The 13,122-nt window shown below is 74.0% G+C and carries 12 protein-coding genes and 1 pseudogene; 6 read left to right on the forward strand and 7 right to left on the reverse strand.

Annotated features, from left to right (window positions below; translation table 11 throughout):
• Positions 1–425: 425 nt before the first annotated feature.
• Positions 426–548, forward strand: a pseudogene (locus tag JNO44_RS44465) (FAD-dependent monooxygenase); the annotation flags it as partial.
• 333 nt (positions 549–881) lie between these two features.
• Positions 882–1,658, forward strand: coding sequence for a pyridoxine/pyridoxamine 5'-phosphate oxidase (locus tag JNO44_RS19890; protein WP_205370101.1), 777 nt, complete (start codon positions 882–884; stop codon positions 1,656–1,658).
• A gap of 45 nt (positions 1,659–1,703) precedes the next feature.
• Here JNO44_RS19890 and JNO44_RS19895 read toward each other — a convergent pair whose 3' ends face one another.
• Positions 1,704–2,192, reverse strand: a complete 489-nt coding sequence (locus tag JNO44_RS19895; RefSeq protein ID WP_205365524.1) for a GNAT family N-acetyltransferase — start codon at positions 2,190–2,192, stop codon at positions 1,704–1,706.
• A gap of 64 nt (positions 2,193–2,256) precedes the next feature.
• Positions 2,257–2,772 carry a Zn-ribbon domain-containing OB-fold protein gene (locus JNO44_RS19900; protein ID WP_205365525.1) on the reverse strand — a complete coding sequence of 172 codons (516 nt, stop codon included), beginning with the start codon at positions 2,770–2,772 and terminating at the stop codon, positions 2,257–2,259.
• 261 nt (positions 2,773–3,033) lie between these two features.
• Between JNO44_RS19900 and JNO44_RS19905 the strand changes: the two genes are divergently transcribed.
• Positions 3,034–5,304: an acetate--CoA ligase family protein gene (locus JNO44_RS19905; protein WP_205365526.1), complete on the forward strand. Its 2,271-nt coding sequence runs from the start codon at positions 3,034–3,036 to the stop codon at positions 5,302–5,304.
• A 56-nt stretch (positions 5,305–5,360) separates the two neighbouring features.
• The gene (locus JNO44_RS19910) at positions 5,361–6,254 is read left to right on the forward strand and encodes an enoyl-CoA hydratase/isomerase family protein (protein ID WP_205365527.1); all 894 of its coding nucleotides are present in this window, start codon (positions 5,361–5,363) and stop codon (positions 6,252–6,254) included.
• Between the two features lie 63 nt (positions 6,255–6,317).
• Here JNO44_RS19910 and JNO44_RS19915 read toward each other — a convergent pair whose 3' ends face one another.
• On the reverse strand, positions 6,318–6,947 hold the full coding sequence (locus JNO44_RS19915) for a hypothetical protein (RefSeq protein WP_240167594.1): 630 nt from the start codon (positions 6,945–6,947) through the stop codon (positions 6,318–6,320).
• A gap of 8 nt (positions 6,948–6,955) precedes the next feature.
• On the reverse strand, positions 6,956–7,630 hold the full coding sequence (locus JNO44_RS19920; protein WP_205365529.1) for an RNA polymerase sigma factor: 675 nt from the start codon (positions 7,628–7,630) through the stop codon (positions 6,956–6,958).
• Positions 7,631–7,844: 214 nt separating this feature from the next.
• On the opposite strand from JNO44_RS19920, the gene JNO44_RS19925 reads away from it, so the two are divergent.
• A complete protein-coding gene (locus JNO44_RS19925; protein WP_205365530.1) occupies positions 7,845–8,459 on the forward strand; it encodes a flavin reductase family protein in 615 nt (204 codons plus the stop codon).
• Between the two features lie 42 nt (positions 8,460–8,501).
• Here the strand turns inward: JNO44_RS19925 and JNO44_RS19930 are convergent, their stop codons facing one another.
• The 3 genes from JNO44_RS19930 to JNO44_RS19940 form a co-directional block, all read right to left on the reverse strand.
• On the reverse strand, positions 8,502–9,575 hold the full coding sequence (locus JNO44_RS19930) for a Zn-dependent alcohol dehydrogenase (RefSeq protein ID WP_205365531.1): 1,074 nt from the start codon (positions 9,573–9,575) through the stop codon (positions 8,502–8,504).
• On the reverse strand, positions 9,572–10,831 hold the full coding sequence (locus tag JNO44_RS19935) for an acyl-CoA dehydrogenase family protein (RefSeq protein ID WP_205365532.1): 1,260 nt from the start codon (positions 10,829–10,831) through the stop codon (positions 9,572–9,574). Before JNO44_RS19935 ends, JNO44_RS19930 begins: the two co-directional genes overlap by 4 nt.
• A gap of 155 nt (positions 10,832–10,986) precedes the next feature.
• Positions 10,987–11,925: an SDR family NAD(P)-dependent oxidoreductase gene (locus JNO44_RS19940; RefSeq protein WP_205365533.1), complete on the reverse strand. Its 939-nt coding sequence runs from the start codon at positions 11,923–11,925 to the stop codon at positions 10,987–10,989.
• 172 nt (positions 11,926–12,097) lie between these two features.
• Here JNO44_RS19940 and JNO44_RS19945 point away from each other — a divergent pair, with 172 nt between their 5' ends.
• Positions 12,098–13,024 carry a cyclase family protein gene (locus tag JNO44_RS19945; RefSeq protein WP_205365534.1) on the forward strand — a complete coding sequence of 309 codons (927 nt, stop codon included), beginning with the start codon at positions 12,098–12,100 and terminating at the stop codon, positions 13,022–13,024.
• The last annotated feature ends 98 nt before the right edge of the window (positions 13,025–13,122 follow it).

Below are 13,122 nucleotides of genomic sequence, written 5' to 3' on the forward strand. Positions count from 1 at the left end.
GGACCGGCGCCTACGTGGACGGCGACGAAAAGCGGATCGCCGCCCTCCCGGCCGAGATCTTCGGCGGCCGCACCGACTCGACGGTCCGGCGGCTGGCGTTCGGCCCCGAGGAGCGGTATCTGCGCCACCTCGGCGCGTACATCTCGGCGTTCTCCGTGCCGAACGCACTCGGCCTGGACCGCGAGGAGCTGTACCACGCGCTGCCCGGGAAGCTGACCTGCGTCTACCGCTCGGCCGGCGACCCCACGACCAAGGGGATGCCGGCCTTCCGCTCCCCGCGCCTCGCCTACGACCACCGCGACACCGGCCACCAACGCGCCCTCCTGGAACGGGCGTTCGCGGGCGACGGGTGGCAGATCCCCCGACTGCTCGAAGCGGCCCCCGAGGCCGACGACTTCCCCTTCGACGGCATGCAGCTGATCGAGATGGACCGCTGGTCCCGCGGCCGGGTGGTGCTGCTCGGCGACGCCGCGCACTGCGCCTCGCCCGCCTCGGGGCAGGGCACGGGCATGGCACTGGTCGGCGCGTACGTCCTGGCCGGGGAGCTGGCGGCGGCCGACGGCGATCCGACGGCGGCGTTCGCGCGCTACGAGGCGGAGATGCGGGGCTATGTCGCGGCGAACCACGCGCTGGCGGAGAAGTTCGCCCGGGAGACGACCGTGACGTCCCGGTGGCAGATCCGGCTGCGGATGCTGATGCTCCGGATGCTGCCGTACATGCCCTGGAAGGACGCCGTGGCGAAGAAGATCGCCGAGGAGGTGCAGCGGGCGGCGCAGGCGATCACGCTCAAGGACTACCCGGCGCCGGCGGCGCGCGGTGCCGCCGTCCGTCCCGCCGCGACCTCCGGTCCGCGCCCCGGACCCGCGCGTACGCTGCCCGACATGCCCGATCACACGGATCACCGCACCGCCGGAAGCACCCCGGAACCCGGCATCGAAGCCGCCGGCACCGAAGCCGAGGCCGCGGACCTCGCCGGGGCCGCCGGGCCCGCCGACGCCGAGGCGCACGCCTTCCGCAAGGTGCTGCGCGGCCTGCGGGTCTGGCCGGGCGAACTGCCCTCCTTCGCCCCTGAGCAGGCACCCGCCGAGCCGCTGCCGCTCTTCCGGCAGTGGCTGCGGGAGGCCGCCGAGGCCGGCGTTCCCGAGCCGCACACCATGTCCCTGGCCACCGCGGACGCGGCCGGCGACCCGTCCGTGCGCATCGTGATGCTGCACGACGCGGACGAACGCGGCTGGCGCTTCGGCACGCACCGCGGCAGCCGCAAGGGCCGCGAGCTGGCCGCCCGACCGCGGGCCGCGCTGGTCTTCTACTGGGCGGCGGTCGGCCGTCAGGTGCGGGTCCGGGGCACGGTGACCGCCGCGGGCCCGGAGGAGAGCGCGGCCGATCTGCACCACCGCTCCACGGGCGCGCTGGCCGCCGCCCTGGTGGGCCACCAGAGCGAGGTGCTCGGCTCGGCCGCCGAACTGGCGCGCGCCGCGGACGCCGCCTGGGAGCGCGCCCGGCGCGAACCGGATGCGCCGGTCCCGAGCTGGACGCTGTACGTGCTGCGCGCCGAGGAGGTCGAGTTCTTCCAGGGCGACCCGCACCGACGCCAGCACGTACGTCTCAACTACCGCTGCACCGAGGGTGATTGGGAGCGGGAACTGCTCTGGCCGTAAAGGCGGAGGACGCACGGCCGGACGGCCATCGGCCACCGGCCATGCCTACAGCCGCTGGTACATGATGTGCAGCCCCACGTATCCCCGGGTGGGGTGGTGGAAGCCCTCGGGGATGGTGGTCATGATCTGGAAGCCGAGGGACCGCCAGAGGGCGACCGCGCCAGTGTTGCCCTCCACCACGGCGTTGAACTGCATCCCGCGATAGCCCTCGGCGCGCGCCCAGGCCAGCGCGTGCTCGCCCAGGGCCCGCCCGGTGCCGCGCTGGCGGTGCCGCGGGTCCACCATGAAGCTGGCACTGGCGATGTGGGCGGCGTTGCCCATCTGGTTGGGGTTCATCTTGGCCGAGCCGAGCACCGTCCCGGAGTCGTCGACGGCGACGACCGTACGGCCGGGCGGTGCGAGCATCCAGAGCGCGCGGGCCGCCGGCTCGTCGATGTCCAGAGGGTAGGAGTAGGTCTCGCCGGCCCGCACGACGGACCGGAAGAAGGGCCAGACAGCGGGCCAGTCGGCCGCGTTCGCTTCTCGGATCAACACCGGGAGAGCCTCCCGTGCGCACGCCCCGGGCCGCCACCCTATTTATCGGCGGCGCCCGGGACCTTCAGACCGGCCGGAACACCGCTATCGCGTACCCGGCGCCCTCGCCGTCCACCGCCGGACCACCGCCGGCCCGCTCCGCCGACCCGGTGCGGAAGTGCACCGCGAGCGACATCCCGATCCGCAGGTCCGACTCCGCGCAGTCCGTCACCTCGGTCATCATCCGGGGCCCTTCGGCGAGTTCGACGACCGCCGCGACGTAGGGGACGCGGTCGCCGAAGGGCGGGAGGTCGTTGCGGTGCACGACGGACCAGGTGTAGAGGGTGGCGCGGCCGGTGGCCGGCTCCCAGACGACGTCCTCGCTCCAGCAGCGCGGGCAGAACTCGCGCGGATAGTGGTGCGCCGCGCCGCACCCCTCGGCCCGGCACCGGCGCAGCAGCAGCCGCCCTTCGGCCGCCGCCGCCCAGTACGGCCGGGTGAAGGCGTCCACCTCCGGCAGATCGAACCGCACCGCCGCGCGCCCCGCCGCGCCCCGGCCCCGCTCCGCGCCCCCGGCCTGCGCCGCCTCCCGCACCGCCATCCGTACGACACCCCCATCGACGCCCCGCCACTCTCTGACGGTACGTCAGTTCAGCTCATCGGCGGCGCGGGCGCAAGAGGGCGGACGCCCCGCCCCTACGGCCCGCCGCCCGCCGCCCGCCGCCCGCCGCCGTGAAGCTTTACCGCGCACACCCATTCCTGACATGACGTCAGTTCAGTAATCTGACTATGCGTCAGCTACTGCTGAGCGCGGTAGGGCGCGCAGTCCACGAGAGCCGTCACACAGGAGCGGGCGTCTGCGATGCTTGGATCGACTCACGGCACCCTCACCACGCACTCCCGGCCGGCCCGCGTCGTGGCCTGCGGGGAGCACCCACCCCACACCGTCCACGGCATCAGCGACCCCGGCGCCGACGGTGCCGGCGGCCCGGGCACCGCGGCCGGCCCGGTCGTCGCCGACCAGGACGTCAGCGGTCGCCCGCTGCACGCGCCCGTACCGGACCTGGACCGTTTCTTCCGGCCCGAGTCGGTGGCGGTGATCGGCGCCTCGGACAGCGAGGGCCGGCCCAACACCGGCATCACCCGGCAGCTGATCGCCTGGGCGGAACGGGTCGGCGCCCGGCTCCACCCGGTCAACCCCGGACGCGAGCGGGTCTTCGGCCTGCCGTGTCACGCCGGTGTCGGCGAGCTGCCGGAGACCGTCGACCTCGCGGTGCTGCTGGTCGGCGACCCGCTGCCGGTCATCGGGCAACTGGCCGAGGCCAAGGTGAAGTTCGCGGTGGCCTTCGCCTCCGGCTTCGCCGAGACCGGCGAGGACGGCGCCGCCGCCCAGGCCCGGCTGGCCGACGCCGTCGCCCGCTCCGGCCTGCGGCTGCTCGGGCCCAACACCAACCTCAACGCCTTCGAGAGGTTCCGCGACGACCTCGACGGCCCGGCCATCGCCCTGATCACCCAGTCGGGCCACCAGGGCCGGCCGGTCTTCACCCTCCAGGAGCTGGGCATCCGCCTCTCGCACTGGGCCCCGACCGGCAACGAGGCCGACCTGGAGACCGCCGACTTCCTCTCCTACTTCGCCACCCGTCCCGAGGTCGGCGCGATCGCCGCGTATGTGGAAGGGCTCAAGGACGGCCGCAGCTTCCTGCTCGCCGCCGACCGCGCCGCCCGCAACAAGGTGCCGGTGGTCGTCGTCAAGGTCGGCCGCACCGAGACCGGCGCCCGGACCGCCGCCTCGCACACCGGCAAGCTCACCGGCGCGGACGAGGTGGTGGACGCCGCGATGCGGCAGTACGGCGTGATCCGGGTGGACGGCCTCGACGAGCTCCAGGACACCGCGGCACTGCTGGCACGGGCCAGGAAACCCACCGCCGAGGGCGTCGCGGTCTATTCGATCTCCGGCGGCACCGGCGCGCACTTCGCCGACCTGGCGACCGCCGCGGGCCTGACCCTGCCCACCCTGTCCGACGCCAAACAGACCGAGCTCCACCAGTGGATACCGGGCTACCTCAACGTCGCCAACCCGATCGACAACGGCGGGCACCCGGTCGGCGACTGGCGCGGCCGCAAGATCATCGACGCGCTCCTCGCCGACCCGTCCGTCGGCGTCCTGATCTGCCCGATCACCGGCCCCTTCCCGCCCATGAGCGACAAACTGGCACAGGACCTCGTGGACGCGGCGGAACAGTCGGACAAGCTGGTGTGCGTCGTCTGGGGCTCGCCGGTCGGCACCGAGGACGCCTACCGCCACACCCTCCTCGGCTCCTCCCGGGTGGCGACCTTCCGCACCTTCGCCAACTGCATCACCGCCGTCCGCGCCTATCTGGACCACCACCGCTTCACCGCCCACTACCGCTCCCCCTTCGACGACGCCCCCCGCACGCTCTCGCCCTCGGCCCGCAAGGCCCAGGCCCTGCTGCGCCCCGGACGGCAGCTCAGCGAGCACGCGGCGAAGCAGCTGCTGCGCGCCTACGGCATCCGCGTACCGCGGGAGCAGCTGGTGACCAGCGCGGCGGCGGCCGTCCGAGCGGCGAGCCTGGTCGGCTACCCGGTGGTGCTGAAGGGCTCCGGCCCCGAGCTGGCCCACAAGACCGAACTCGGCCTCGTCAAGGTCGGACTGACCTCGGCCAGCCAGGTCCGTGACGCCTATCGGGAGCTGACCGAGATCGCGCGCTACGAGGATCTGCCGCTGGACGGCGTCCTCGTCTGCCAGATGATCGAACGGGGCGTCGAGATGGTCGTCGGCGTCACCCCCGACCCGCTCTTCGGGCCGACCGTCACCGTCGGACTCGGCGGGGTGCTCGTGGAGGTCCTCCGGGACATCGCGGTGGGCGTGCCGCCCTTCGGGGAGGCGCACGCCCGCGCCATGCTGCGCGAGCTGCGCGGCCACGCCCTCCTCGAAGGCGTCCGCGGAATGCCGCCCGCGGACACCGACGCCCTGGTGGAGACCGTACTGCGGGTGCAGCGGATGGCCCTGGAACTCGACAGCGAACTGGCCGAGTTGGACATCAACCCGCTTATCGTCCTGGAGCGCGGGCAGGGCGCGGTGGCACTGGACGCCCTGGCGATCTGCCACTGACCGCCGGCCACCGTGCCGACTCTCCCCTCCGCCCACTCCCCTGGAGCCGCTCCGCCATGACGACCGCACCGTCCCCCCGCCCCTCCTCCGACGACCCCTCTCGAACCGCCGGACCGGCCGGACCCGCCGGACCCGCCGATCTCACCGAACTCACCGAACCCGTCGACTCCTTGATACTGCACGCCACTGACAACGGCGTCGCCCAGCTCACCCTCAACCGTCCCGACGCCCTCAACGCCCTCACCTGGGACATGCGCGAACGCCTCATCGGCCTGCTCGCCGACGCCTCCGCCGACCCCGACGTGCGCGCCGTGCTGCTCACCGCGACCGGCAAGGGATTCTGCTCCGGCGCCGACCTGCGCGGCGCGCCGACCGTCGGCGACCGGGTCGCGGGCGATGTCGCGCGGATGATCCGCGGCGGCGCCCAGCGGTTCATCGCCGCCGTGCTGGACTGCGAGAAACCGGTGATCGCCGCCGTCAACGGCACCGCCGCCGGGATCGGCGCACACCTCGCGTTCGCCTGCGACCTGGTGCTGGCCGCCGAATCGGCCCGCTTCATCGAGGTGTTCGTGCGCCGCGGCCTGGTACCGGACGGCGGCGGCGCCTATCTGCTGCCGCGGCTGATCGGCCCGCAGCGCGCCAAGGAGCTGATGTTCTTCGGCGACGCCGTGCCGGCCGCCGAGGCCGCGCGGCTGGGGCTGGTCAACCGGGTCGTCCCGGACGGGGAGTTGGCCAAGGTCGCCCGGGAGTGGGCCGAGCGCCTCGCCGTCGGCCCCACCCGCGCCCTCGCCCTCACCAAAGCGCTGGTCAACGCTTCTCTGGACGGCGACCGCGGCGCGGCCTTCGCGGCCGAGGCCACCGCCCAGGAGATCAATATGACGACGGCGGACGCCCGGGAAGGCGTCGCGTCCTTCGTGGCGCGCCGCCGTCCCACGTACCAGGGGAGGTGACCGGGGGGGCCGCCGCCCTCAGAGGCGCGTGCCGCCGCCTCCCGCCCGTTCACCACGGGCGGCTCATCCGCCCTCCGCCGGGCACTCCGGGACCTCCCGGGTATTACGGGTCCGCACCCCCGGCAGCCACCCCTGTGCGCCCTCACCGGTGCGCACCCGGTACCACCGGCTGGAGGTGATCCCCTCTTCGTCCCGGATCAGTTGCCCGTCCGTCACCACGCATTGGGCCGCCAGCACCTCCCCGTGCCAGACCCGCCCCGCGGTGTTCCCGCGCGCCGCGTACGGCCGGTGCGGGTCCTTGGCCAGCCGCAGCGCGCACTCCAGGGTGTGCGGCGCCCGGCAGGCGGCCTCGCTGTTGTAGACCGTGAGCGGCACCGTCCGCGGCGGCCCGGCCGGTCTGACGTCCACCGCGCCCGGCCGCAGCAGCACCCACCAGACGCCCAGCACCACCACCGCCACTGCTGCCGCGACGCCCAGCACCACGGCATACGGGCGCCGTCGCGACAGCCAGGCCACGGCGGCACCGCCCCACGGCGCCGGGGCCGTCGCCCGGCCGTCCGCCGCGGGCTCCCTGACCCGCTCCCACAGGCCGCCGGGCGTCTCGATCTCCTCGTCGGCCGCCCGCAGCTTCGCCCGCAGCAGCGCCTCGACCTCGCCGTGCCCGCCCGCGCCGTCCCGTGGCCCCGCGCCCACCGTGCCGCTCACCTCCCGGCCTGCCCGTGCTCCGATTCAACGAGGTACGCGCGCAGCCTGTCCAGGGCCCGGGCCCGATGGCGGGCGGCGGTGCCGCGATGCACCTTCATGATCTTCGCGGCCTGGTCGATCGTGTACCCGTCCAGGTCCACCAGGATCACGATCCCCGCCTGCCGGTGCGACAGCCGGCCCAGCAGCCGCACCGCCTCCAGCTCCGCATGCCGTCGCGCCATCCCGCCGTCCCACTCGCCGGATCCGCCGCCGGCCCCCGGCCCCGTGCCGGCCCCGGCCGCGCCCCACTCGTCCACTTCCTCCACCAGCACCTGCCGCCGCTCCTTGCGGTAGGCGTCCCGGGCGACGCTGAGGACGGCGGTGAAGGCGTAGGCATACGGCTCCGGGTGCGCCAGGAGGCGCTGGGGGCGGGCGGCGAGCTTGAGATACGCCTCGTGCACCACGTCCTCCGCCGACTGCCGGGTCCCGGCCAGCATCACCGCCCGCCGGTAGAGCCGCGGCAGCAGCCCGCAGAAGAGCTCGTCGAACGCCGCCGACGCGGTGCCCCCGGGGCCCGGTGGCCCGGAGGAACCGGACCGGCCCGAGGGTGGGGACGGACTGCCGGGCCCACCGGGTCGGGCCCCCTGGGAACCAGCGGCCGACCACGAGGTCGGCGATGTCGCATCGGCCATGTACCGGAACACTCCCCCGTGCTTGGCTACGGCGCGGCCGAGGTGGAAGGTACCCGTGCGCTCGGCGACCAATCAGGAACGCGGCCCCAATCTCCCCCCAACCACCATGATCCGGCCCGGCCTTCCGCGCCAAACCACCCTTGTGAGTGGCTCCCACCCCTTCCCATCTGACGCTCCATCAGATTCAATCACCAGCATGATGGGACACGCCGGAATGGCAGCCACCGCCATCCGCTACCTCCGCTCCGTCGGGCTCCCTACCGCCGCCGCGCCGCCGGCCCCGCACGCCCACTCCGTCGGCGCGCGCCCTCCATTGCGCGCCGTACGCGAAGACGAACGCGCCCCCTTGGATCCGACTGAATTCCGCTCCGTCCTGGGCCACTTCGCCAGCGGCGTCACGATCATCACGGCCTCCGCCGAGACGGGCCCGGCGGGCTTCGCCTGCCAGTCCTTCGCCTCCCTCTCCCTGGACCCGCCGCTGGTGGCGTTCATGGTGGGCCGCACCTCGACGACCTGGCCACGCCTGGCGCGGGCCGGCGTCTTCTGCGTCAACGTCCTCGGCGCCGCGCAGGGCGACCTGTGCCGCGCGTTCGCCGTCAGCGGCGCCGACAAGTTCGCCGGCGTCCCCCACACCCCGGCCCCGGTCACCGGCTCGCCCCGGCTCGCGGACGTGCCCGCCTGGATCGACTGCACGATCCACGCCGTCCACACCGGCGGCGACCACCTCATCGTCGTCGGCCGCGTCGAGGCCCTGGGCACCGACCCGACCGCCGCGGCCCACGGCCCGCTCCTCTTCCACCGGGGGGCGTTCGGGCGGTTCACCTCCTGAAGGAGCGCCCGCCCGGGCGGTTCGGGCGGGCCACAGGCCGCCCTACTCCCCGAAGCGCAGGACCGCCCGCGCCACCCGCCCGTGGTGGGCGTCGTCCGCCGCCTTGGCGAAGTCCGCCACCCCGTACGTCGCGGTCACCAACTCGTCCAGCAGCAGCCGCCCTTCGCGGTAGAGCCGGGCGTAGAGGGCGATGTCCCGTTGGGGGCGGGAGGAGCCGTAGCGGCAACCGAGGATGGACTTGTCCAGATACAGCGAGGAGACGAGGAAGGACGCCTCGGCGGTGGCCGGCGGCACCCCGAGCAGCACCGCCTGGCCGTGCCGGTCAAGCGTGTCGATCGCCTGCCGGATCAGCCGAGTGCTGCCCACGCACTCGAAGGTGTGGTCGGCGCCGGTCGGCAGGATCTCCTTCACCGCCTTGACGGTGTCCGGCACCGCCGACGCGTCCACGAAGTGGGTGGCCCCGAACTGCCGCGCCGCCGCCTCCTTCGCGGGATTGGCGTCCACCGCCACGATCACCGACGCCCCCGCGATCCGTGCGCCCTGGAGCACGTTGAGGCCGATCCCGCCGGCCCCGATCACCACCACCGAGTCGCCGCGGTCCACCCGGGCGCGGTTCAGCACCGCGCCCACACCGGTCAGCACCCCGCACCCGATCAGCGCGGCCGAGGTCAGCGGGATCTCCTTCGGGATCTTGACCGCCTGCACCGCCTTGACGACCGTACGCTCCGCGAACGCCGAGTTCGAGGCGAAGTTGAACAGCTCCGTGCCACCGCGCCGGAACGGCTTCGCCGGCATCCCGATCGCCTTGCGGCACATCGTCGGCCGCCCCCGGTCGCACTCCGCGCACGCCCCGCAGTTCGCCAGCGTCGACAGCGCCACGTGGTCACCGGGCACCACATGGCTCACTCCCGCCCCGACGGCCTCGACCACCCCCGCGCCCTCGTGCCCCAGCACCACCGGCACCGGAAACGGAATCGTCCCGTCGATCACCGACAGATCGCTGTGGCACAACCCGGCCGCCCGGATCCCCACCAGCACCTCGCCCGGCCCCGGATCCCGCACCTGGAGATCGTCCACGACCCGGGCCTGCTCACCGTCGAATATGACACCCTTCATTCCCGCTCCGCTCCAGGCATTCCCCGCTCCGCTCCGGGCATTCCCCGCTCCGCACTGGGCATTCCCCGCTCCACTCTGGGCAGGCCGAGCACCCGCTCGGCGATGATGTTGCGCTGGATCTCGTCCGAGCCGCCGTAGATCGTGTCGGCCCGGGTGAACAGGAAAAGTCTTTGCAGCGCGTCGAGTTCGTACGGCGCCTCCGGGGACCAGTCCACCGGCCCCACGGTCGCCGCCGCGCCGCGCACCCGCATCACCAGCTCCCCGAGTCGCTGGTGCCACCCGCCCCACAGCAGTTTCGCCACGCTCGGCGCTCCCTCGACGCCTCCGGCGGCGCCCAGGGTCCGCAGCGCGTTCCACCGCATGACCTTCAACTCCGCCCACTGGCGCACGAGGTGCTCGCGCAGCACCGGATCGCGGACCGCGCCGCCGCGGACCGCCGCGCCGACCACCTCCGCCAGCTCCCGCGCGAACCCGATCTGCTGGACGAGCGTCGACACCCCGCGCTCCAGGGCCAGCAGCCCCATCGCCACCCGCCAGCCGGCGCCCGCGCCGCCCACCACATGGTCGGCCCGCGCCACCGCCCCGTCGAAGAACACCTCGTTGAACTCCGCGGTCCCCGACATCTGGCGGATCGGCCGCACCTCGATCCGCCCCGGCTGATCCATCGGCACCAGCAGGAACGACAGCCCCCGGTGCCGCCGTTCGGCCGGATCCGTCCGCGCCAGCACGAAGCACCAGTCGGCCTCCCCGGCCAGCGAGGTCCACACCTTCTGCCCGCTGATCCGGTACCCGGCCCCGTCCCGTACCGCCACCGTCCGCAGGCCGGCCAGGTCCGACCCGGCCTCCGGCTCGCTGTAGCCCTGGCACCACAGCTCCTCGCCGCGCGCCACGGCCGGCAGGAACCGCCTCCGCTGCACCTGGTCCCCGTACGCGAGCAGCGTCGGCGCCAGCAGGTTCTCCCCGATGTGCCCCACCCGCCCCGGCGCGCCGGCCCGCGCGTACTCCTCGGCCCACACCACCTGCTGCGTCAGCGACCCGGCCCGGTTCCCGTACCCCCCGTGCGCCCGGTCCCACCCCAGCCCGATCCAACCTCCACCCCCCAACTCCCGCTCCCAGGCCCGCCGCACGCCCGCCCCCACGTGCTCGCTCCCGGGCCCGCCCCGCGCCCCCAACGCGGCGAACTCCCCGACGAGATGAGCCGCAAGCCACTCCCGAACCGCCATCCGGAACGACTCGTCCTCCAACGAGAACTCCATACCGACACCCGCCCTCCCAGGCGCACCCCCACCAACCCCCTGCCCCTCCGGCCCGTCACCGCACCCGACAGCCCCGCGCAGCGGCCCCGCGCCGCAGGCGCACAAGGCGCACCCCACGGCGGGACGACCGACAACGTGGGGCCAAGGGTTACCGCTTAGGCATTCGGCCGCTCCGCGGCCTTCGCGGCCCGCGCCATCTCCGTCAGCTGCGCCAGCATCGGCATGGGGTCCGTGCCGACCGGCCCGGCGATCGCCTCGGCGACGCGCTCCGGCGTCCACCACCGCCCCCCGTCGGCGTCCGCGCACCGCTGCTCGGCGTGGACGGTACGCAGTTCCGTCGGCTGGGCCCACACCGCGATCTTCGGCCCGGCCACGGTGTAGACCTGGCCGGTGACCCCGTCGGCCCGGGCCCGTTCGCTCAGCAGGTAGACGACGAACGCCGCCACGTCCTCCGGTTCGCCGATCTCCTTCAGTTCCATCGGCACATTGGCCGACATCCGCGTCCGGGCGACCGGTGCCACCGCGTTCGCGGTCACCCCGTACTTGTGCAGGCCCAGCGCCGCGCTGCGCACCAGCGAGATGATCCCGCCCTTGGCCGAGGCGTAGTTGGCCTGGGCGACGCTGCCCTGGTGGTTGCCGCTGGTGAAGCCGATCAGCGTGCCGGACTTCTGCCTGCGCATCACCGCCGCGGCGGCCCGGAAGACCGTGAAGGTGCCCTTGAGGTGGGTGGCGACGACCGGGTCCCACTCCTCCTCGGACATGTTGAAGAGCATCCGCTCGCGCAGGATGCCGGCCACGCACACCACGCCGTCGATGCGCCCGTACTCGGCCAGCGCGGTGTCCACGATCCGCTGGCCGCCGGCCATCGTGGAGACGTCGTCGGCGACGGCCGTGGCGGTACCGCCCGCCGCCTCGATCTCCTTGACCACCGCCTGTGCCACCTCGCTACGGGGCTCGCCGCCCTCGATGGAGACGCCGTAGTCGTTGACCACCACCTTCGCGCCCTCGGCGGCGGCCGCCAGGGCGACGGCCCGCCCGATGCCGCGGCCGGCCCCCGTGACGGCGACCACCTTGCCGGCCAAGAAGTTCCCCATGCCGCGCCCCTTCCCACGGTTTCTGACGGCCCGTTAGATTTTTGAGCAGACGCGGTACGAGCACAAGACCCCGGACACAACCCCGGACGCACGGCTCGAACCCGCACCCGGACGAGGGCGGCCGTCCCCACCGGCCCCACCCGTCACCCACCACCCGCCCCGAGGAGCGCCCATGCCCCTGCCCCAGGAGTTCCACGACATCGCCCGGCGCGTGAACAACTGGGGCCGCTGGGGCCCGGACGACGAGCTCGGCACCCTGAACCTGATCACCCCGGACGTGGTGCGCGCGGCCGCCGCGACCGTCCGCACCGGCCGCCGCATCCCGCTGGCGCTGCCGCTCCGCCAGGACGGCGTGCAGACCGGCGCGATCCCGGGACGGGTCAATCCGCTGCACACCATGGTCGCGATCAACCACGAGATCTTCGGCCCGGGCAGCGTCGCCACCTCCGACGACACCGTCACCATGGGCCTGCAGGCCGCCACCCACTGGGACGGCCTGACCCATGTCTCGCACTCCGGGCGGCTCTACAACGGGCGGCCCGCCGACACCGTCACCGCGCACCGCGGCGCCACCGCGCTGGGCATCGAGAAGGCCACCCCGATCCTCTCCCGCGGGGTGCTGCTGGACGTGGCCCGGGCCCACGGCACCGACCGCCTGCCGGGCGGGCACGCGGTCACGCCGGAGGACCTGGAGGCAGCCGAGGAGTTGGCCGGGACGACGGTCCGGTCCGGCGACATCGTCCTGGTGCGGACCGGGCAGTTGCGGCACTACCTGGCCGGCGACCGGGAGGCGTACGCGTTCCCCTCGCCCGGGCTCTCGGTGCGCACCCCGGAGTGGTTCCACGCCCGCGAGGTCGCCGCGGTCGCCAACGACACCCTGACCTTCGAGATCTTCCCGCCGGAGATCGAGGGCCTGTGGATGCCGGTGCACGCCCTCCACCTGGTGGAGATGGGCATGTTCCAGGGCCAGAACTGGAATCTGGAGGAGCTGTCGGCGGCCTGCGCGCAGGAGAGCCGCTCCGCCTTCCTGCTGTCCGCGGTGGCCGAGCCGTTCGTCGGCGGCACCGGCAGTCCGGTCGCACCGGTGGCCGTCCTGTGAGGTGCGACGCCGCGCCCCCGGCGCGCGGGCGACCCCGGACCGGCCAGGCGGCGGCGCGCGCTGCGCGCCCCGAGCACGGCACCGCGGGCCGCCACCTG

Source organism: Streptomyces noursei (assembly GCF_016917755.1).
GTDB classification, from domain to species: domain Bacteria; phylum Actinomycetota; class Actinomycetes; order Streptomycetales; family Streptomycetaceae; genus Streptomyces; species Streptomyces yunnanensis.